Source organism: Paenibacillus sp. VTT E-133280 (assembly GCF_002264385.1).
GTDB lineage: Bacteria > Bacillota > Bacilli > Paenibacillales > Paenibacillaceae > Paenibacillus_AQ > Paenibacillus_AQ nitricinens.
Genome location: NZ_NFUX01000053.1, coordinates 1 through 22,224 on the forward strand (window position 1 = coordinate 1; position 22,224 = coordinate 22,224).

The 22,224-nt window shown below is 44.5% G+C and carries 20 protein-coding genes and 1 pseudogene; 2 read left to right on the forward strand and 19 right to left on the reverse strand.

From position 1 onward, the window contains the following. Window positions 1-229 precede the first annotated feature (229 nt). The 19 genes and pseudogenes from CA600_RS20995 to CA600_RS30970 form a co-directional block, all read right to left on the reverse strand. Window positions 230-694 carry a phage tail protein gene (locus CA600_RS20995; RefSeq protein ID WP_094872605.1) on the reverse strand — a complete coding sequence of 155 codons (465 nt, stop codon included), beginning with the start codon at window positions 692-694 and terminating at the stop codon, window positions 230-232. A 92-nt stretch (window positions 695-786) separates the two neighbouring features. Beyond that, window positions 787-1,686 carry a hypothetical protein gene (locus CA600_RS21000; RefSeq protein ID WP_094872606.1) on the reverse strand — a complete coding sequence of 300 codons (900 nt, stop codon included), beginning with the start codon at window positions 1,684-1,686 and terminating at the stop codon, window positions 787-789. 145 nt (window positions 1,687-1,831) lie between these two features. Next, complete coding sequence (locus CA600_RS21005; protein ID WP_094872608.1) at window positions 1,832-2,122, reverse strand: hypothetical protein; 291 nt, start codon at window positions 2,120-2,122, stop codon at window positions 1,832-1,834. A 284-nt stretch (window positions 2,123-2,406) separates the two neighbouring features. Then, window positions 2,407-2,796: a hypothetical protein gene (locus CA600_RS21010; RefSeq protein WP_094872609.1), complete on the reverse strand. Its 390-nt coding sequence runs from the start codon at window positions 2,794-2,796 to the stop codon at window positions 2,407-2,409. Between the two features lie 32 nt (window positions 2,797-2,828). Further along, the gene (locus CA600_RS21015; RefSeq protein WP_094872611.1) at window positions 2,829-4,568 is read right to left on the reverse strand and encodes an ABC transporter ATP-binding protein; all 1,740 of its coding nucleotides are present in this window, start codon (window positions 4,566-4,568) and stop codon (window positions 2,829-2,831) included. Continuing rightward, the gene (locus tag CA600_RS21020; protein WP_094872672.1) at window positions 4,565-6,346 is read right to left on the reverse strand and encodes an ABC transporter ATP-binding protein; all 1,782 of its coding nucleotides are present in this window, start codon (window positions 6,344-6,346) and stop codon (window positions 4,565-4,567) included. Before CA600_RS21020 ends, CA600_RS21015 begins: the two co-directional genes overlap by 4 nt. A gap of 170 nt (window positions 6,347-6,516) precedes the next feature. Beyond that, complete coding sequence (locus CA600_RS21025) at window positions 6,517-7,542, reverse strand: helix-turn-helix transcriptional regulator (protein ID WP_094872613.1); 1,026 nt, start codon at window positions 7,540-7,542, stop codon at window positions 6,517-6,519. 186 nt (window positions 7,543-7,728) lie between these two features. Then, complete coding sequence (locus CA600_RS21030) at window positions 7,729-9,462, reverse strand: family 10 glycosylhydrolase (RefSeq protein WP_179281688.1); 1,734 nt, start codon at window positions 9,460-9,462, stop codon at window positions 7,729-7,731. 37 nt (window positions 9,463-9,499) lie between these two features. Continuing rightward, window positions 9,500-11,146, reverse strand: a complete 1,647-nt coding sequence (locus CA600_RS21035; RefSeq protein ID WP_094872616.1) for an extracellular solute-binding protein — start codon at window positions 11,144-11,146, stop codon at window positions 9,500-9,502. A gap of 34 nt (window positions 11,147-11,180) precedes the next feature. Further along, window positions 11,181-12,071 carry a carbohydrate ABC transporter permease gene (locus tag CA600_RS21040; protein WP_094872618.1) on the reverse strand — a complete coding sequence of 297 codons (891 nt, stop codon included), beginning with the start codon at window positions 12,069-12,071 and terminating at the stop codon, window positions 11,181-11,183. 95 nt (window positions 12,072-12,166) lie between these two features. After that, window positions 12,167-13,093 carry an ABC transporter permease gene (locus CA600_RS21045; RefSeq protein ID WP_042191444.1) on the reverse strand — a complete coding sequence of 309 codons (927 nt, stop codon included), beginning with the start codon at window positions 13,091-13,093 and terminating at the stop codon, window positions 12,167-12,169. 24 nt (window positions 13,094-13,117) lie between these two features. Beyond that, window positions 13,118-14,416: a 6-phospho-beta-glucosidase gene (locus tag CA600_RS21050; RefSeq protein WP_094872619.1), complete on the reverse strand. Its 1,299-nt coding sequence runs from the start codon at window positions 14,414-14,416 to the stop codon at window positions 13,118-13,120. After that, on the reverse strand, window positions 14,413-15,390 hold the full coding sequence (locus tag CA600_RS21055; RefSeq protein WP_094872621.1) for an N-acetylglucosamine kinase: 978 nt from the start codon (window positions 15,388-15,390) through the stop codon (window positions 14,413-14,415). Before CA600_RS21055 ends, CA600_RS21050 begins: the two co-directional genes overlap by 4 nt. Before the next feature lie 21 nt (window positions 15,391-15,411). Further along, window positions 15,412-16,401 carry a LacI family DNA-binding transcriptional regulator gene (locus tag CA600_RS21060; RefSeq protein ID WP_094872622.1) on the reverse strand — a complete coding sequence of 330 codons (990 nt, stop codon included), beginning with the start codon at window positions 16,399-16,401 and terminating at the stop codon, window positions 15,412-15,414. A gap of 390 nt (window positions 16,402-16,791) precedes the next feature. Then, window positions 16,792-16,890, reverse strand: a pseudogene (locus CA600_RS21065) (LuxR C-terminal-related transcriptional regulator); the annotation flags it as partial. Between the two features lie 329 nt (window positions 16,891-17,219). Next, window positions 17,220-18,101: a PIN domain-containing protein gene (locus tag CA600_RS21070; protein ID WP_094872624.1), complete on the reverse strand. Its 882-nt coding sequence runs from the start codon at window positions 18,099-18,101 to the stop codon at window positions 17,220-17,222. Between the two features lie 215 nt (window positions 18,102-18,316). Further along, window positions 18,317-18,889, reverse strand: coding sequence for a hypothetical protein (locus tag CA600_RS21075; protein ID WP_094872625.1), 573 nt, complete (start codon window positions 18,887-18,889; stop codon window positions 18,317-18,319). Between the two features lie 187 nt (window positions 18,890-19,076). Beyond that, window positions 19,077-20,654 carry a recombinase family protein gene (locus CA600_RS21080; RefSeq protein WP_094872627.1) on the reverse strand — a complete coding sequence of 526 codons (1,578 nt, stop codon included), beginning with the start codon at window positions 20,652-20,654 and terminating at the stop codon, window positions 19,077-19,079. Window positions 20,655-20,673: 19 nt separating this feature from the next. After that, entirely contained in the window at window positions 20,674-20,826 is a 153-nt protein-coding gene (locus CA600_RS30970; RefSeq protein ID WP_218832791.1) for a hypothetical protein, read from the reverse strand. Between the two features lie 206 nt (window positions 20,827-21,032). Between CA600_RS30970 and CA600_RS21085 the strand changes: the two genes are divergently transcribed. Further along, complete coding sequence (locus CA600_RS21085; RefSeq protein WP_094872628.1) at window positions 21,033-21,791, forward strand: hypothetical protein; 759 nt, start codon at window positions 21,033-21,035, stop codon at window positions 21,789-21,791. A 31-nt stretch (window positions 21,792-21,822) separates the two neighbouring features. Then, window positions 21,823-22,182, forward strand: a complete 360-nt coding sequence (locus tag CA600_RS21090) for a hypothetical protein (RefSeq protein WP_094872630.1) — start codon at window positions 21,823-21,825, stop codon at window positions 22,180-22,182. Window positions 22,183-22,224 lie beyond the last annotated feature (42 nt).

Genomic DNA, 22,224 nt, shown 5'->3' on the forward strand with positions numbered 1-22,224 from the left:
TTTTCTACGGGATTTATACCGTACATTCCAGCATCTCAGCCACTCATGCAAAATAATTGTTAAGTAGGCACGCTACTCCAGTTTTCGTTGCTCTATATAATAAATTCGGCCTCTTAAATGAGAGTCCAATCCCATAGATAACCTAAGCAAATTATTTATACCGGCAAGATTTAGGGCCATCCTTTTACAGGATGGCCCTCTCATTGATTAAGCTGCAATTTTGCTAACCTTAATACTCTCCTTTAATTACAAAAAACGAACCCCGAATTGTTCCGGCTAGCTTGGACTTCTGCCTAGCAAACTTAAACTTCTCTTCTAGCTCCTTTGGGATCTCCATCCCCTCAGAAAGCTTAAAACCAACAGCCCGCTTCTTAGGGTCATCCACCGTATACATAACGTTGACTGCAAGACCATCCTCATAAAAGACATAAGCAAATTTAATATTTCCCACTTGAAAACGCGACGTTTCTAAAGGTTTGGCCGCAAACTCAATATCACGTTCTTCTTTTAAAATTCGGTTCACATAATCAAGGGTCTCCTGACTTTCACTGGCTTGTACAACCGTAAACTCATGTTTGTATTTGTTCATAAAGTAACGGGCCTCATTAGCACGCAGACCAGCAAGTGCATCTACTACAGGTGAAGATTCTAACCCAACCGTAGACACATTTTTGAATTCAACGATATAGGACATTTTCATCTCTCCTTTTCTCTCATTATTACCAAAAAAACTTATCGTTACTTAGGATACGGTTCGCGTGCTGTCTGTAACGGCAAGTTTCTGTGTTAACTGCTGTGCTCTTTTTCTATTAAAGTGACCATCTCGCGCTTCCACTTTTCTCGCTCCTCTGGCGGGATCGGCTTCCCTTTGTCATACAGAAATCTAATCATATAGAACCCATCCTTCGTAAGCAGGCTGGTAACAAGTTCATGCTCTAATACATTATTGTTCATCAACTGCGTCTCCACTATAGAGCTATTAACAGTCTGATGCAGTACTTGAGCAGTCAACAAGGTTTCTTGGGAGATATAGTCCGCTGTATGCTTCTCTACAGAAGACGCTGCTATTTCATCAAAATAATTAATCGTGAACGTATGCGAAGGTTCGTACCGATGGTATTCTCCTAGCGGATAATATCCGATAAATTGACTGTTACTGTAGACATGGAATGTTGCAGGTACATAGCTGTCAAGCTGAAAATAAGGGATGAATCGCGCAATGCCTGAATTGATCTCTTCTCCAGGAGGAATGACAGCATCCACACCACTAAGGAAATCACCCTTCTTATCTACAAAAATCGTGCTATAAGGGCTGTACCTCGTAATCCAAATTGAACCATTCTCCTTCACAGCCTCAACGAAATAACTGATAATTTGATTTCTTTTTTCCTCACGTTCATCGGCGGGGTTGATACAGGTATGAATGTGCTTCCGAGTGTATGTAAAGACTGCTTTAGTGGCATCCATTGACAGCAATTCAAATTCAAGAATTTCAGATTTTATATTATAGATTTGAAATGTCATCATTAATTGAAAGTGATTTAAAAAGGACATTCCCCTCTTATCTGGATGAAATCTTTTGCTCAAACCTTCTTCATCCTTATCCATATAAGCCTGCTCCAAGCCTTCAACCAGGGCATGCAGCTCCTCTTTTGTGATGCCTTTATTTTTCTTAAAGAAAAACATGTCTTCTCTCCCCTCATCATCAGTCTACTGCCAATTACTTGCTCCTATTTATTATACGGGCACACCTGTGTACTTTTCTAGTTATGAAGAAACCATCCCTGACAAAGGAATGGTTTCTTTGAGTAGGTATACCTTTCGGTCATCCTTACATTTTAAAATGTTCACAAACTAACCTAAATTGTTCTTCTACGCTCATGTTTGGTGTTCTTTCTATGGTTTTGATGCCCAGCTTAGTGCAAGCGTTCTTTATTTCATTGGAGAACTTAATCATAGATTTATTACTGTGTTTCTCAATCTCCGCATCGGATGTATAAAAACATATCATTCTCTCTTCCGGGATAAACGGTAATATAAATTCAGGCATTATTCCTAAATCTATTAGGATTGGTTTGACATCAGGTAACTTCAGCAAGTCAATAATAAAGAATTCCATCATCTCTTCGACCACTTGAAATAACCATTGGCAGTGTTCATCTACAGGTTTATTAAACCACTTATTCCAATCTAAACTAGGATTAGGGAATTGAAGGGTAGGATATTCCATAGGACTAGAGAATGGTCTATATAAAAGCTTACTCTGACACGTTGGTTGTGAGGGGTTGGCGGATTCTTATCTTTCTAGATAAAAAAAGCCTTCCCCACCCAAAAGGGTGAAGAAAGCTTAAATGTGTACCCCAAAATTATGGGCAGCTATATTAGCTTTTCGTACCCGAAGGTGCCTTAGCCAATTGCTCCTCCAGCCACCTTATGCTCAGCCTCTCCGGAGAAAGCGCCTCCGGAGCAGCCGTAGGTTCTTTTAGTGGACAACGCTGTAACTGGCTTGTAGACAGCAAGCAACTTAGCATTCTGCATTACGACCGCGATGCCTGAACAATATTGGGCGATTTCCCGCTTGTTCATGTTGCACCAGTTCATATACAGCTGTGTGACCGCACGCTCTGGACGTGTGTTTTTCTCAGCAGAATGCACCATCAGCAGACCGAAGGCAGATCGGCGCGCGAGCAGCTCTTCCCAATAAGCGATATATTCTTCTACGGTCACCTGATCAAACGCCTCCCCCAAACTAAGGCTTATAATCGGCCAAGCGGATTCATCCTTTGTTATAGCCATACGTTTTCCTCCTAAAATGTGCCGAGTATTGCCTAAGATGTGATGCGGAATCCGACGGATTGCTGTTGTAGCTTCCAAAGCCGGTCGTACAGTCCGCCGCGCAACAGTAGGGCTTCATGTCGTCCCTGCTCGACCAGCCGGCCATCTTCCAGCACAATAATGTTGTCTGCACCTCGTATAGTTTTCAGCCGATGCGCGATAACAATAACAGTTCTGCCCGTAATCAGCGTATCAATTCCCTTCTGTATCTCGGCTTCATTCTGCGGGTCAAGCGATGCAGTAGCTTCATCTAGTAATACAATTGGAGCATTCTTAAGAATCGCGCGAGCAATGGAGATCCGCTGCTTCTCCCCTCCGGAAAGCGTACTGCCACCCTCGCCTACCGGCGTGTCATAACCAAGCGGTAATTTCATGATGAAATGATGGCAATGGGCCATTTCTGCTGCTTGTTGAATATCCTGCTGCGACGCGCCCGGCCGCCCAAAAGCAATGTTGTTTCCAATGGTGTCTTGGAACAGGTACACATCCTGAAACACAACCGACACAGACCCTAGCAAATGTTCTGGATCAATATCTTTAATATTGCGTCCGCCTAGCAGAACACTTCCTTCGTCAGGATCATAGAAACGCGAGATCAGGCGCAGCACTGTACTCTTTCCGCTGCCGGAGGGACCCACAATTGCAGTTAATGAGCCTTGCGGCATCTCTATGCTTAATTGTTTGAGAACAGGCTCACCTCCATAACCGAAGGTAACATTGTCAAAGCGAATAGTACTGCTCTCGGAAAGCGGAGCTGTAGTCCCCGTCATGACCGGCTGGCGAAGCAGGTCTACGATACGTTCACCCGCTTGTTCGTTGTACCGGAATTCGGCATAGTTGGCGAGCGCCGTCGTCAGTGGATCATAGATGCGTGTGCCGACAATAAGAAATACCGCCAGTTGCAGAATACCGAGCTCCCCGCCTAACAATAGATGAACACCAACGTATACCATTAAGGTCAGACCCGCACGAAGAAGAGCCATAGCCGTTAGAATGACCGGTCCGAATATCCCTTCAAGCTTCACACTTTCCTTCATCAAAGTTCTAAAAGAGCTATCCAGACGGACAAATCGTTCTCCCGTCAGGTTATAGGCTTTCATCACCCGTATGCCGTTCAAGTATTCTTGCAATCGGTTCGCAGCGTTCAGCTTGGCCTTCATATGATCCGCTCCGAGTCTCCGCCGCAGCTTGCCCGATAGATACATGATCAGAAGGGCAACCGGCAGCGCCACGAACATGGAAAGCGCCATCCGCCAGTCGAGGAATAGTAAACCTGCAAGTGCAAATATCGGCAGTACAAAAGCCCCTGCAAGCTGTGGCAGCAGATGTGAAATGCCTGTCTCAACCAGCGTGAAATCGCCCATCATCATATTCGCCAAATCACCGGGATCCCGGCGAGTCAGGTAGCCTAGCGGAAGCTTACGCAGATGTTCTGCTAATTCCGCCCGTCCCTGTGCCGCAACATTGTAAGCCCCGCGGTATGCAGTGCGGTAAGCGGGAATCTCGCTCAGGAACATCAGTACCATGACAGCAGCTAGTCCCGCGCAAATCCACCAAAGCCGTTCTATCTGAAGCTCTGCACCCACCGTAATATAAGGAGCAAAAATCAACCGCACCGCCTCAATCACTAGCGCATACGGAAGCACACTGACTAAGTTAGCCAGTAAGGAAAAAAATACAGGCTTCAGCAGCTGCTGTGGTTTGCCAGCAGTAATATTGTGCAATACCTTCATAGCTGTTCCCCCCTTTTTTCCAAATGCCAATCTCCGGCGTCACTGTAGACATGCCACATTTGAGTGTAAAGTCCATCGCGATCAATCAAACTATCGTGATCTCCACGCTCCACGATTTGCCCATCTCGCAGTACCAGAATTTGTGCGGCTTCACGAATAGAGGAGAGTCTGTGAGCAATGACAATAACCGTCTTCCCGCGCATAAGCTCCGTTAGTGCCAGCTGCATGTGATGCTCATTTTCCGGGTCGGCAAAAGCAGTTGCTTCATCGAGCACAAGTACCGGAGCATTTTTAAGGATAGCCCGGGCTACCGCAATACGCTGCTCTTCACCGCCGGAGAGATAGACACCACCTTCACCGATTAACGTATCGTACCCCTGCGGAAGCCGAGAGATGAACTCGTCGCATTGTGCCGCTCTGGCTGCAGCCTGAACTTCCTCCAGCGTTGCTCCCGGTTTACCGACGGCAATATTCTCATACAAAGTGTCATAGAACAGGAAGGTCTCCTGAAATACAAAGGCAACTGTATTCATCAGTTCATGAATCGCCATATGGCGGATATCCACTCCACCGATACGGATCGCACCCTCTTGCGGGTCCCAGAACCGCGGCACCAAGCTGGCCACCGTCGATTTACCTGAACCTGACGGTCCAACCAGCGCTGTAACCTTCCCTTGTTCTGCCCGGAAGGAGACCTCGCTGAGCGCAGCCGCAGCCCCCTCTTCTTCACTGTAGGAGAAGGTTACATCCATAAATTCAACGTCGAAAGCTTGCGGTGACAACGGCTTTGCTATTTCTGGTACAGGCTGCTGTGCCAAAAGACGATCCATCCGCTCTACACCTTCGCCGATATCCCGAGTGCTCGAAGCCAGCATAAGTAGCTTATAGAGCGGAGAAGATACGCCTGGTGCCATAATTAGAAAGAACAGCAACACAAGCGCAAAGGACATGGAATTCGGCTGGCCGCTTAGCATAAAGACACCCACCGGTAAAATAAAGGTAAATGAGGAGGCCAGCAATGTTTTGAACAGAATATAGCCTGACTGATAACGGTCCGTAAACTCCAGACAATAATCACGGTATCTGGTCATATCACTGTAGAACCTTCGGAAGGAATGCACCGTCTGCCCGAACACCTTCACCGCTGGCATCCCCCGCACATACTGCACTGCTGAAGCATTGATCTGCTCCAAAGAATCATGATACTGCTTCACACTAGTTTTCCCCTTACTACTCATCATAAGTGCTGACTGCACAACCATTCCTATTAGGATCGGTAGAAGACAGGCAACAGCTAACGGCGGACTCAGCCAGAACATCGCCACAATCATAAGCACCGTGGACGCCAGCGCGCTGACCAGATCAGGGAGCTGATGCGCTACGAAATTTTCCACCTTGTCGACATTCTGTTCCAGCGTCTTCTTCACTGCGCCGGTCGAAGTTCCATTCAGGAAGCCGAGCGGCAGTCTGCCTAGATGTTCAGTCATTCGCACACGCAGATTATACTGAATACGAAAAGCCGCAATATGCGAACACATAATACCGCAATATGAGGTCACCAACCCTCCGATCAATCCGCCAAGTGCAATCCATCCCCAGCGGATCATTGCATCACCGTCAACCTGTCCAGGAGACGCGGCATGCCGCAGTAGCTCAGCCAAGATGAAATAAACAGACAAAAATGGTACCAGCATTAACACGGCGCTGACAGATGACAATATGCCAGATAGGATCAGCAAGCCCCGCTTCTCTCCGGCAATCTCTAGCAGTCTCGACATGCCAGTTTTGGTTTTACTCACAGTTGTTCCCCCACTCTTTATAATTACGCACAAAAAAGTGCACTGAGAATGATTCTCTGTGCACTAGTGTAAAGGAACGCTCTTCATGGTTGCTACCGTTTCCGGGATTATAATCAACCAAATCAGGAGCATCTGTTTTCGATGTGAGCTTACATCCTTGTTCCTAAAGAACGCTGTCTACCACTGATCAGATATGCTCCAGGACGCACACCGAATTTTTTACGAAAGGCTGCTGAGAAATGGCTGACATTCACGTATCCGACTCTGGATGCTGCTTCACTTACCGTCATATTTCCATGTTCTAGCAGCTGCTGTGCCCTTTGCATCCGTTGTTCGATCACATAGGCATGGACAGTATAACCGAACATTTCCTTAAAGCCCTTCTTCAATTTGAACTCATTGAGGCAAATAATGCGAGAGAGCCCTGCTAGTGTCGGTGGATGTAAATAATCACGCTGCAGAATTTCCTTGGCTAGCCGCAGGCTCTCCATATCATCTCTAGATAGCTTGACTGTGTGGGAAATCCGATCAGCTTCAAATAAAGATTCATTGAGATAGACAGCCATTAGCTCCAGCATTTTCCCCTCCAGATAGAGTTCCCGCATACCCTGACTATAGGAACAGTCCGCAATTTGAGACAGAATAAGTCGGATAGATGGTGTGATAGCGTTTTTGCCAAAAAACAACCCAGCTCCTCCTCCGGCTTGGAGCCGTGTATCCTCGGTCAGTCCGCTGGTCATCCGCTCAAATTGTGCCGGACTCATATCTATGCTGAGGAATCTGTAGCCCGCTCCGCTAAGGTATATACAATTTTCACTTCTTACTCCGCCGTGAAGCAGCACACTTTCTCCTGTATCTATGGCAAAGTAGTCCTGCTTCAGCGAGGTCCCCCATTCAATTCCATGTCCCATACAGAATATCAGCTCCGTACGAGGTGTTCTAAACTCGCCCTTCGCTTCGATATCCCGATTAAATTGGAGATCAAAATCCGTCATCTGAAGATAACGCTGAGTAAGCAGGCTCCGGCAGCTGCCCTCCCCTAGCTCGACCGGTGGTTTTATCTCAAAGTGGCTTCCGTCCAACTGGTAAGTAATATTAAACCCTTCGCATCTAAGCGTCTTATGGGCATCAATCGTTTCTGCTTCAATCAGACCATCGTTACGCTTCATGCTCATCCCTACTTCCCCTTACTTTGGATTAATTATATATGTATTGAGAATGATTATCAATTGAATGTTCTTTTAGCAAACATGCATATACAACAAAAAACCTTCCCCCCTAAAGGTGAAGAAGGCCTAAACGCGTCACTTCTGAAGACGTGGCCAGCTATATTTTCAGCTCCCCAAGCTATTGCATTAGACTTAATCCGTAATTTTCACATTTCCAAATACGGCCTTATTCCTCGAATCATCCCCCGGATTGCTGAGCGCTATGCCAATATACACCTTGCGATTCATCGGGATTTGAACAGTTCCAACTGTTTGCCAGTTATTCCCGTTCGCCGAAATAGCCCCTTTGAAGGTATTTCCGCTTCTGGTCAGCTTTAGCCATCTTGGAGCCGAGGCAGCCGCAGTATGGTCGACCATATTGCCCGCGGTCTCTGCACGATACTGGAAGGTTGCCCCATTCTCGGGGGTAAGCATCATATCTGCGTGCTTCGAATTATGACCCAACGACTCCCGAATCATAATGCCGGCCTTGGCCCAGCCGTCCAATCGGCTAGTGGACTGCACTTTAACAATAATCTCCGCATTGCCGCTCGCGGATTGGTATATATAATTCAGTTGATCTCCATTTCCCCAAATATCCGTAGAGCTGCTATTGAGTGTAAATTGCTTATTGGATGAATTGTAGGTAACGTTCCCCGGCATGGAACCGATATTTCGAGCCTTCCATCCAGCTGGTAATTGAGCCGGATAGTCTTGTTCTACCGGAGGCGTCCAGCCTGGCGTCGGCCAGGTTTCACGTTCCTTGATATTGGCCAATTCATCTTCTGGCCAGGCCCCGTAGGCAAAGAACGACAGGCGCTTCACGTCCGGATAATTCTCGCGGATTCCCTTGTAAATCTCCTGATATTGATCATCAGTCCAGTCATTATCCAGTGTGGCTACAATCTCCACATCACTGCCACTGATCCGGTCGCTCGTATCCTTCAGGATGCCGTAGGAAGTGCTGTATACCCAGTCACTATTGAACTCCCAGTCATCAAAGTACGCCATCGGTGCGACAAAGTCGATATCATCCTTGAATTTGGCTACATTCTGTCCAACCTCTGTAAATTCCGGCGGCAAAATATACACACCGAGCTGCACATCCGGATTTGTGGATTCAGAAATATCCTCACGGATATCGCCTACATACTGTCCAATTTGTTCTGTTCTCCATTCATTCCACTGCTCCCGCTGAGGCGAATCCGTATCGAAGTCAATGCTGAGCGGGGAATACCCGAACTGTGCCTGATACTTCGCAACCGTGTAATCACTGACGTCCATGTTGTAATTGTCGAAGCGGATCCAGTCTAGCACAACACCGTCAACAGCATAATTCTCGATCACTTCCTGAATGATGGAACGCTCATACAGCTGCACTTCGTGGTGAATCGGATTGACGAAGTATTCGTTGCCGTTAGAACCTGTGAATGGAATCTGAACCCCGTTAACCAGCGCTTGCATCTGCCATTCATCATGAGCAAGGAAGGCTTGCTGATCATGGAACTGGGGAATCCAGGCATGAACCTTGATTCCTGCAGCATGGGCTGCTGTAATAACAGCCTGCAGAGCATCGAAATTCTCGTAGCCTTGCGCGATCGGAGCGATATCACTCTGATAAAATACACTTCCAGACGGAACCTCATCATCTTCATCCTGCTTCACGTTCATGCTGATGACATCGACACCGTAGCTTGTGGACAGCTGGATGAAATTATGGACATCCGCCGTGTTCTTAAACTGGTTTACGGTCCGTACAATAACTTCCGTTTCAAAAGGGGGATTACTCTCCTCATCGGCCTTAGCCGGCACGGAACCACCTGCTATCGAAGAAACCAATACGAAGCTTAACATTGCTATGCATCTCGATCTCAGCGCAAATGCCATAATATCGCCTCCACAAGTATAAGATTTCATAAAAGTCTTATTTCGTCGCGTTGATTTTCTTGACATTCTCCTGCCATTTTTCGGTTCTGAACTCAAGCAGCTTATCCAGCCCCGCTTTTTGGGTGTTCTTTTTGGCTGTCTCCAGTGCCGACAATACCTCTTCATCCGACTTCGCCTGAACCATTTGTGCGTAAGCAAGGGTATAAATATCCCCGATATTCTGTGCGATGATGCCAATCTCCGTATCCGGAAGCGGATCGGTATTCACAAATTCCGTAATGTCCAGCGCGGTTTTCCAGGTCACCGTGGACTGCGCCACTGTCTCCCATGATTTCTGGTTCGCGGAAAGCAGTGCCTCTAAGCTCATTTTCGCCGTATCAATAAAGGTCGTATTTCCCGCCCAGTTAAAGTCCTCGAATTTTCTCATTGTTTCGGTACGCTCGTTAGCAGGAGTCGTCTTGTATTTCTCGTTCGGAATTGGTGCTCCGTCTGCATCCTCCTCATCCCAGTACAAGCCTTTAGGACCGAAGAATAGCACCTTCTGTCCCTCCGGACCCGTAATCCAGTCAAAATAAGCGAAGATGGCCTCCGGATCCTTGGCCTTTTTCGTAATGACACTGACGTTCCAACCCAGCGTCTCGAAACCGCTTACAAACACTTGCATTTTGTCTAGTCCGGCTTTATGAATAGGCCAAATAATTTCATAACCGCTGTCCGGATTGTTCGCAGTCAGTGCACGGTGTCCCTCGGCTCCATACGTAGTGATATTGGATTCGACCATGACCGCTACCCGGCTGGTATTGACCTTTTCTTTGACCGCATCCTGGGTTTGCTGCAGTGCATCCTGCGTAATCAGCCGTTCACGATACAGCTTATTGATATACAGCACCATCTCCTCGTAAGCGGGATCATCCAAGATAGATGACAGCTTGTCGCCTTCCGGGTATCCCATGAGTGAAATGAACTTACTGGTAGAATGCTTCTTAAAACCGCCATACATAATCTCCAGACCTGCCCCCTTCTCGCCAACCTCCAGAGGTACAACATCGGGATACTTCTCTTGCACCAAGCGTAAATATTGATACAAATCATCAAAGGTCTCCAGCACCGGTCTGCCGAGCTCATTATAAATATCTTTATTCACCATCCATCCGCCGTTGCCGAATTGCCCGGAGGTATACCAGTTCGGGATTTGATAGATTTTCCCGTCATCTGAACGGAGCAAATTCAGGGTGGATTCCTTCACATATTTCTTGAAGTTCGGATACTTGTCATAGTAATCATCCAGCGCAACAAGTTGCCCTGCCTGCACCAGCCGTTCCACTGAGGATCCCCGGTCAGTAAAAATGACATCCGGTAAATCTCCGCCGACGATCATCGTGTTGAGTTTTTCTCCGGCCGCACCTCCCGATTGAATCGGTTCAACTGTAACCTTACGGTTCTCCTGAATCCATTTTGTCGCCTCATTATCCCCCCATGGTGATGTCGTAAGCCAGTCATAGTTTCCATAGAAGCTGAAGGTGACAGGCTTGATCCCGCTGCCGTCATCAGTGGCGACCTCGGTATTCAAATTTTTCTCGCTTGTGTTTGGTGAAGTGTTAGAATTCCCCCCTCCGCTACAGGCAGCGAGAAGAAGCACCAGCGAAGTCAGCAGAAGCGATACCCATTTCATACGATTGCCCATTCTTTTCCCTTCTTTCTACATAATATGGACACTGCTATTCTTTCAATGAACCGATCATTACGCCCTTCACAAAGTACTTTTGGAGAAAAGGGTACGTCAGGATAATCGGAATAGTAGCGATCATCATCGTAGCCATGGTCAGTGACTTCGTAGTAATCGTCCGATTTCGGTTCATATGATCCAGCGCGATGGCATTCGATGAGCCAATTTGGGTCATAATGTTGGAGTTCATAACCTGCCGCAGCAGGGTCTGTATAGGAAGCAGTTCGTCCTTCGTAATATAGATCGCTCCCGTAAACCAGTCGTTCCAGTAACCGACCGCAGTAAATAAAGCAATCGTGGCCAGCACCGGACCGGAGACGGGAATAACGATTCGGAAGAAAATGCCGTAGTTACTGCAACCGTCGATTTTGGCCGATTCCTCAAGCCCCTCCGGCAAAGCGTTGAAGAAGGTGCGGATGACAATCATGTTCCAGACGCTGATGATACCGGGGATAATCAGAACCCAAAAGGTATCCAGCATACCCAAAGAGCGAACCAGTAAATAACTAGGGATGAGCCCTCCACTGAAGAACATCGTAATCATGAAGAACACCATATATTGTTTTCGAAAAAGCAATGTTTTCTTGGACATTCCGTAAGCTAACAGGGCCGTGAAGAAGACGGACAACGCCGTGCCGCTCATCGTTCTAAGAATGGTGATCAGAAAAGAATTCAGCAGGCGATGATCCTGAAACACAATATAATAATTTTCCAGGGTAAATGCTCTCGGCAACAAGGTTATACCGCCGAGCGCCGTATCGCTCCCTAGATTAAAGGAAATGACCAGCGCGTTCCAAAATGGGTACAGCATAAATAGCGCCAGCAGCGTCAAAAGGATATAAATACTCCGCTGCATGATTTTGTCGCCTAGGCTTAGTCTCATTGTTCACCTCTCCTAAAAGGTTTATGGAGCATTACTTACAGTCGATACATTCCAATAAAACTTGCATCGGAAGCATTCGCTATGAGTAGTAGTACCTACCAGAGACTAACATCTGCCCGGCGGGCTATTTTGTTGGCCATCACCAGCAGAATGACACTGATTACCGCTTTGAAAAGCCCTACCGCTGTCGCATAAGAGAATCTGGCATTTAATATCCCAACACGGTACACATAGGTGTCGATAACATCGGAGTAGGGTCGCAGGATTGGATTGGTTGCCAGCAGCAAAATGTCCTCGAAGCCCGCACTAAGCAGACTGCCGATCGCAAGAATCATAAAGATGATGATAATGGGGGTAATGCTGGGGAGTGTAATCAAGTGAATTTGCTTAAATCGGCTTGCTCCGTCTATGGAAGCGGCTTCATATAAAGTCGGATCAATGCCTGCAATCGCGGCCAGATAGACAATGCTCCCAAATCCGACCTCCTTCCACACATTTACACTTACTAGAATAGACCAGAAGTATTTGGGTAATGCCAGGAAGTTAACTGGCTCCCCTACCAGATTGAAACGCTCCAGCACATAGTTCACCGTTCCGTTATCAACAGATAATAGCGAAAATACAAAACCGGATACAATAACCCAAGACAGGAAATAAGGTAAATAGCTGACGGTCTGGATAACGCGTTTAAAGCCCATATTACCGATCTCATTCAGCATCAGTGCAAGAAGAATCGGTGCCGGAAAAGAGATAATCAATTTAAGCAAGCTAATCACAATGGTATTTCGCATCACATTCCAGAACTCCGGTGCCTCGAAGAACATTCTGAAATGCATAAATCCAACCCAGGGGCTCTTCATAATGCCGCCAAAAATATCGTATTGCTGGAACGCCATGACCACGCCATACATCGGAATGTAGCTAAAAATGAATACAAAGATAATTCCCGGCCAAACCATGGACTGCAAATCCAATTGGCTGGTGAATTTCTTCCATCTACTTGGTTTCTCGGCCGTGTTCATCCGCTTTTCCTCCTCTGGACGATTCTAGTGAAACAACGGCAAAAACGCTTTGTTCTTCTCCAGCATTTCATCCAGCAGCTGTTCAGCTACAGTGACCGAGGGCACGAGCGGATGATGAACCATAGCCTGCAGGGCCATATCCCGGTCTCCGTGCACAGCCGCCTCGATGGTGAGGCTCTCGTATTGCTTGACCGCGGCCAGCAGGCCTTTGACGGGCTGCGGAATTTTGCGCAGCGGAATCGGCAGCGGACCTTGTTTGGTTACCACACAGTTCACCTCAATGGAGGCATCGTCCGGCAAGAAGTCAATCATTCCGTTATTCCTTACATTCAACGTCTGGATATCGCGGGAATCATTATAAATGGAGCGCATCAGCAGCACTGCCGCCTCCGAGTAATAGGCTCCACCACGCTGCTCCAGTTGCTTTGGCTTCTCCTTAAGCTCTACGTTCCGGTACAGCTCAAACAACTCTTCCTCCACCTTCTTCACTACCTCAGCGCGCGATCCGGTCGTTGCTGCTGCTTCCTTCTGTTCCGCAAGCATCGCGTCCGTCATGTAGTAATAGCTAAGGTAATAAGAAGGGATGGCTTTCAAAGCATTCAGAAACCGGTGGTCCCAGGAATCAAACGGCACATTGCTCGCCTTGTAGTTCTGGGGGTAATCAATGAGCTCCTGTAGCTTGCTTTTACCGTCAATTACGATATCGGATACCCAGTGCAGATGGTTGATGCCGACAAACTCCGCGTAGATCTTCTCCGTAGGAAGTCCGAAGAACTCAGAGAGCCACTTTTGAAAACCGATCGGCGAGTTGCACAGGCCTACGCTTTTTACCGATGAATATTTGTGAACAGCTTCAGTCACCATACCAGCCGGATTCGTAAAATTCAGCAACCAGGCATCCGGAGCTAGCTCCTCAATGTCCTTGCAAATATCCAGAATGACCGGAATGGTCCGTAGGCCTTTCATCATCCCTCCAGGACCCGTCGTCTCCTGACCGATGACATCGTATTGAAGCGGAATTAATTCATCCCACTTTCGCGCTTCCAGCATACCTACCCGGATTTGAGTGCAGATAAAGTCTGCTCCGGCGATGGCCTCCCTCCGCTCAAGCGTCTGGTCCACGGTAATTGGCAGTCCGGACTCAGCAATCATACGCTTGCTTAGTTCCGCAATCGTATGCAGCTTCTCCCTTCCCGCCTCAATATCCACCAGCCATACTTCGCGGACGGGAAGCTCTTTATGATGCATGATGATGCCTTCAATAAGCTCAGGCGTATATGATGAACCCGCTCCGATGACAACGAGCTTCAAATTCTCCTTCATAATAATAGCCCCTCCTTACCCAGTGATAGACGATCAAGAACCTCCTGATTCACACGCATACCGCTGCTTTCCATTGCCAGAACGACCGCGCCTACAACCGGTTCCCGGGTTAGAATCTTTAAAGTGCCATTTGGAGCCGAATGCTTCACACTCTGTTCAATGGCCCGCCGGATGATGCCTGAGCGATCCCCCTTGGTTAATAAGCTGCCTGCAAGTACGATGTCAAAGGAATCCTCCTCCATAGCCAAATGGCGGATTGTCGAGACCGCTGCCAAACCGAGCTCATCCCCTTGCTTGGTCAGCAGTAGGGTGGCAACCTGGTCTCCTTCATCTGCCGCTTGAAACAGCAGCTCAGCAATCTGGGGAGGCAAGTCTCTCGAATGATCCAGGTAATCCTCCCTTAACTCCGAAACACTGGAATAGCCCAGCAAATGAATTAAGCGTTCGCTTAAGACAGTCTCTTTCTCTCTTCCATCATCTGCCCGAAGAACGCTACGGAATACCTCAATACTTAGATCATAGCCGCCGCCGTAATCACCGAACCGATAGCCAAATCCACCACATTGATATGTAACGCCTCGCGGATTTTTACCGGCGCAGTTCACTCCCGAGCCGCAGATCAGCACGATCCCATAATTACTCTCTGTACCTGATCGCAAGGCAATCCAGGTATCGCAGGAAATCTCAGTTCGGGGAAGGCCAAGTCTGCTGATGATGGGTCGTAAAATTTGAAAATCGGATTCTCTATCCGCTCCAGCCAGGCCAAACCAGGAATACTCCAACTGATCCTTTGTCAGTCCTGACGCCAGAATCGCTTCCGATACAGCCTGTTGCAAACTGTTCTCCGCCTGCTCACGATTATTTTGATGATTCCCGTTCCCTCCCCTGCCTGCACCAATGACCGATCCCTGTTCATTTGCAATCATTGCATAAGTTTTGCTGCCCCCTGCATCGACTCCCAAAAAGTACTTCACAGTTCGTTTCACTCCTAATATTTAGGTTAACCTTACAGATGCGGTGGATTCACGCACGAGAAGCTGAGGAGCGAGCTTCGTTACACCAGCAGGCATCACCTCCCCATTGATTAATTTCATCAGCAAATCAACACCAATGCTGCCCATTTGCGCCTCAGGTTGTCTGACTGTCGTCAATCGGGGATAAAATTCACCTACGAACTGCTGATCATCAAAGCCAACCACTGAGATATCCTGAGGTACCAGAATTCCTTCCTCACGCAGGGCTTGAACAACACCGAGAGCAATAAAATCGTCTCCGGAAAAAATGGCTGTCGGCAGCTTATCTTCACGAATCCATCTCTTTGCCACCTCATAACCGCTACTTACTGTAAATCCGCAATATTCCGTGCCGAAGGGCGTTAGCCCCGATTCATCCAGCGCCTGTACATAACCCCGCTTGCGCTCCGCTACACTCAGGAACACCGAAGGGCCACCGATATAGGCGATCTGCGTGTGTCCAAGACCAATCAAGTGCTTGGTAGCTTCATACCCCCCTTGATAGTTATCGACGACGACACTGGGAACATCCTCATGCTGGAGCTGGTTATCCAGCAAGACAAACGGAATACTTTTTCTTTTCAGCTCCTCCACATATTCTTTTTCCTCAAGCGGAGATAACAGGATAATCCCGTCAACGCGGTCCTTCTGAAACAGGAAGTTAACGCCTTCATCCTCATTCTCGGCTATCGACAGGGCCAAGAAGTAACCTTGTTCTGCCAGCTTCCGGTTCACCACGCGAATCACGCGGTCATAGAAGGAGTCGTTAAAGTTGGTAATCGACATACCGATGACTCCCGTCTTACCACGCACGAGACTCCGCGCCGCTGAATTGGGCTGATAATTTAACTCCTCCATAGCACTCAGCACTTTCCGCCTATTGCCTTCACGCACAGAAGGTGAATTGTTAAGAACTCTGGATACGGTCACTACAGAGAGCCCCGACTTTTTGGCTACATCATGAATGTTCATCTAAGCTTCTATGCCTCCAAGTTCAATAGTTTAAACGTTATAACTTTTAAGGAAATAAAAAAGGACTAACTCTTCTCGCCAAAACTACATCCTGACTGAGAATCGAACATTGAATGTCAGTTTCACCTTTATCGAAAGTATCAAAATGATTTCAAAAGTTTAAAGGTTTTAACTTTAAGATGATTTTACAACCATTCCCAATATCCGTCAATCCATAAACTGCAGTCAAACTTAATATTCCGCAATCTAAATCTTCAAAATAGCAAAGTCTTTCCGCAGGATATAATTGGCTTAAGGAAATATCATTATTCAAGAACGACAACAAAAAACCTTCCCTCACCCCTAGAGGTGGAGAAGGCTTAAACGCGTCACTTCCGAAGACATGGCCAGCTATATTTTCAGCTCCCCAAGCTTGATCAGCTCGACAACCGCTTGTGAACGGCCTTTAACGTTTAGTTTTTGCATTACATTGGAGATGTGGTTTGAAATACATAAATACCATATATACTAGTGAACTGATTGTTGATTCATAAGAAAACCGCCTAAAGCAAGAAGTTTAAACTTAACTATCAATCATACTGTTTACTAATTTTTCAGTTCTGTCCATTCTTCCCCGTTCCTGATATCCTCATCCGTTACAACTTAGCATAAGGCTCAAAAATTACTATTCGATCCATTACCATGTGATACTCTCGTTTCACGTTAGCGTAATGATCACCACCTAATCTACAACACGTATCACTGTTATATATCTAAGCCCAGCGTACAAGTTTGTTCTCGAATATACAATATCATTTATGTATTCAAGTTTTAAAAAATTAGTCGAATGATATACCTGAATCATAGTACTTTCCACATTTTTTGCATCGGGAATGTAAATTCCCACCTATATATATTCCAGCTCCTTCACTTAGTGGTTCTCCACAACAGGTGGTAACTATAGTAAAACCATAACGATTAGAGCCGTACTCCACCAATGAATCCTGTATATCCTGAATAGTTTTCCTTGTCTCTGGTTTTATATATGCGCCAAACTCTTGAAGTTTTTCCCCAATATTTATACTGTAATGAATAGTAACTCCCATATCATTTGCCACTGTCTCAAAATCTTCATGTAAAATACCTTGATTATCTTTTTTTCCAAAATCGTTTTTATTGTTTGTAATAAAGTGAACTTCAGGTTCTTCAGTTCTAGATTGATGCTCCAAACATGTTAAAAAGTTGAAGGCATCACCCATACTATTTTTTTTGTTCTTGAAAGGCATTTGGTTAAGTAATGACATCTCAGCCGCTTTCGCTTTTACATTTATTGATGAAGACAAACGTTTTGTATTGCTGTGATTGAGCAAGTATTCAATTCGTTCAATACGTTTTTCAATAGTATTTTTAAAATAGGTTTCATGACTTCTTATTTCGTTGATTATATTGTTTAACACCTCATAATGCTCGTCTTCAAGATAGTTCTTTAACTCCCGTAATGTTCCAATTCGTCCTGAGAGAGACTTTAGTAATGCATCCCTAATCTTAGATTGTTTATTTCTTTCCCATTCGTCCATTAAATTATCAGGTACCAAGAGTTCAATTTCACCTTTGTTCACTAGTTGTTCCAGATGTCCTAAAATCTCATCCTCATCTCGGTAATCACCATTTGCTAGATAAATTAAAATATCGTTATCAATAAAGACATGTTTTATTTTCACTTGTTTCTCCTTTCCCAATAGGCATTTTTTTCTATTTTATATTTTCTTGCTCTTTTTGTCGATAATACGTTGAACAACTATCAATAACACAAAGATACGGAATATCTACTATTTCAAGCCCTACAAAAAGGAACAAAGTAAATTGTGTTAACCGCAAGAAAGAGACTACCAACAGTCAGTAGCCTTCTTTATTGACATGTAGTGATATTAATATTTCAAGAAGATGACCAACTAGAAGTGTAGTCAACGACACATTTAATTGTCGGTTGCCTTTTTACCCACTCGATTTCGTATACTTCAATATCCGCTTTACTATACCGAAGCCACATGTTTAAATAATTCCCGCCTTTTACAATACGGAATTCATCAGGCATAGATGATTTTGATATTTCATTTAATGCATCATGCTCCGATTTAGTCACAACGCAAGCAAAAACAAATTCATCAAGATAATGTTGTATATAATCAAACGTTACAGGTTGCCCCTCCTCATTTAGAAATATTTCTTCTATTAGATATGATTTTGGAATAACATGTTCATGAAATAGTCGTTCTTTTTCTCCAATGAAATTAACATCAAATTTCTGCTTAAATGCATCAGCAGACCAAAACTTACATTTAATTTGTTTTGAATTCTTCAAAGGGTAATGCTCAGTCCATGTTTGAATAGCCACATTCTTTAAGTAATAAGCTTTTGAGTATCTAGTTAGGTTATGATTGTTAATTATTTCCACCATTTCAGTAATTAATTTGTTAATATCAAGCAGTTCATCAATACTTTTATTCAAAAAACTACCTCCCATACGATTTCATTATTTCATTGATTAAGGTTATACATAAAATGAATCTTTTATGACAAGGTTTAACCTTGGAGCATACAGATTTTCTGATTGAATTTTCTTGCTGTTCGTTAAATACCATAATAAACATTTGGTATTGAACAAGACAATATTAGTAAGAATAGAATGTTGTGACTTACGATTCCAATTTCCCCAAAGGAGTATAGACCTCCACTTCCCCATCAACACTCACAACCAATTTATCAATCAATTTAGATAAGACAAGTCTCATTTCGTCCAAACGATCAAAATCAAGTTCAACAAGGCTTTCCAATGCTTTTCTAATCTCGTCGTATACTTTTTCCAAATTGATTTGCTCTTCCTTGTTCTGAGATGCTTTTGCTAGTTCTGATTGTAGTGAAGCAATTTCCTGTTCGTATTGTTGTTTTTCAAAATGATATTGCTCTTCATCAATTTCTCTGAGCATATTCAGTTTTCTCAATTCAAATAGCATCTTACGATTATCCTGAATTGCCTTCTCCAGCTTTTTTAAATCCTTGTCCATTTCATTAGTTGATTTTCTCTTCAGAATTCTATCTTTGGTTTCACTCGTTGTAGACTCAACGTTGATAACCTGCTTTAGCTTCTTGCTCACTTCATGGATGACGGTATCTCTAAAATTGTTATACGGTATCCACACGTTGTTGACACAACCCATCTCCCCTTGCCGTCTCCTGGTTGAGCAAATTAAATATCGATATACTGGGCCGTCCTTTCTTGACTTCCCCTTACAACTCACCAGAGATGCTCCACAATGTTTACAAAAGATCATGCCAGCAAATACATTCACTCGATTTCTAACGCCTCCACGCCTACCACCACCACGTTTCAAACGAATCTCCTGAGCAAGTTCGAATGTTTCTCTATCTATGATCGCTTCGTGTGTTTGTTCTGTTGATCTTTCCCACTTAGTCTTGTCACGCTGCACTTGTTTTCTACTTCGGTCAGACATATTGTTAATGTCGTTGTAAACCTTTTTCACTTCGTATTTGCCAAACACATTCTGTCCTGTGTATACCTCATTAGTGAGAATCCTCTGTATGGTTGTAATTCCCCAGACTCCTCCTTTTGGAGCGGGAATTTCCATCTCTTCGTTGAGATATTTCACGATTGCCTTTTCGCCCATCTTACGGGATACATATAAATGGTAGATGAGTTCGACGATATAGCTATCATTTTCATCAGATACAAGTGTCTTTCTATCACCATTCACTATTTTTCTATATCCAAATGGAGCAACACTGCCTGTAAAGTTTCCTTTTAGAGCAGACTGCCTAATCCCGCGTTTGGATGAAAGACTAATCTGTTCGCTAAGCTTCTGGTTCACAGCAGAAATAATCTGGAACTTAAGTTCATCATTATCCTTCAGCGAATCAAAGCCCTCTTCAATAGAAATTAGTCGGATGCCCAACGCATCGACTAAGATCCGCTTTAGGTTTAGCGAATCAAGCGTATCCCGTGAAAACCGCGATAATGATGCGAATATTATCGTCCTAAAATACTTAGCTTTAGCATCTCGTATCAATTTTTGGATTTCTTCCCTTGCGACAATGGATGTTCCTGTATCACGATCTTCGTATGAATACTGTACATCCAAATCAAGAATTCTAGCTTTCTCTTCACAAAGCCCTCTTTGATGTTCAGGGCTATCTTTTTGCGATTCCTTTGTGGTTGATACACGGACATATATAGCTGTTACATTAGGATTTATCATATTAATATCACCTGATTCATCATGGTAGTCTGTCCTTCGATATCTCCCTGTTATAACTTATGCCTGGATGATTGATGAGCACCTTCCGAATGGTCTCATCAATCAATTCTTCAATGATTTTCTCAAGTGACTTTTCCGATTCACTGGACTTAAACACGATCTTGAGCTGCACAGACATCACCTCTTGGTAATGCCTATTACTCAATAAGATTGTCCTATTCCATATAGAATTTATTCCTTCAATCTTCTAGGTGATATTGCCGTCCTCTGTTCCATATAATCTGATAACGAATAAATTCCAGTTACTTTTGAAGTTAACCAGGTTAACCAAACTAATAAGGTTAACCCGCGCTAATTCTCAAGGAGAGAGGACTAAATATGGCGTCGGAAACATTTGGAGTTAAAGTGAACCCAGAAATCAAAGAAAAAGTTATCTCAATGATTTCCGCATCAGGATTAAATAACAAAGAATGGTTTGAAAGTGTCGTCGCTTTATACGAGCTTCAGATGTACAAGCATCATGATAGTTCAAGGAAGTATTTAAGCGACTTAGAAGCTCTTCAAGAACATACCTCGCGGATCAACGAAATTTTCTCCTCACTGATTAAAAAAATTATCGATGATAACAACTACAACACTGCAGAAATCGAGAAAATCGCTTTTGAAAAACAAGTGCTTATAGAGGACTTAGAACAACAAGTACAAACCCGAAGCAGGGAATTAATAGAGGTTACACGTGATTTATCGGAGATTCGAAAATCGTGGAAGCAACTGGAAGAATTAAATTATGCTCAGAAAGAAACTATATCCCACTTACAGTCTGAACTTGAACGTCAAAATGTTCTAATTTCCGAGTTCAACCAAGGGGAATTTGAACAGTTATCCAATGAGCTTAGAGGAGTAAAACAAACGCTCGAACTTACGACATTACGACATGAAAAAGAAGTTCAAGAGTTAATTGCACAACATAGACAAGAAATCATTGAGAAATATATGAGCAAGTCAAAAATATCAGGTGAAAAGAAAAAGGGGCGTCCCCCGAAAAAGGATACCCAAGAGCAATCTTCATCTATTGATGTGTCGCCGAGTCAGAGTAGCTCAAATAGTATCGATTTAACCAAAGAACAAGAAGAATGAGTTCCCATTACAATTTATAGGGAGGTACATTATGACTTATAATCAGCCATCACAAGAAAATGTTGATAAAGTAACTACCTACTTTGTGTCTAGAGTTAAGGCGGATGGGTCAAGACGATTTAGTGAAAAACTTTCAATTATTGCTAAAAGTTCAGACGTTGCCTTAGCTACTGCTCATCGTGTAATTAAACTGCTTGAGAGTGAAAAAAAGATAACTATTATCCGCCAAGAGACCAGACGTATTCCTACTGAATATATTTATACTGGAGATATCGACGGATTTCTTCTGGAGAAAGACAAAGATGAACAAATCACCTACCTTCAAAATCTGGTTCGACAGTTAGAACAAGAAAATATAAATCTGCGAAAACAAACCAAAAGAACGACATAGGAATATGGAAAGAAAAATGGCGTACGAAATTATAATAAATTC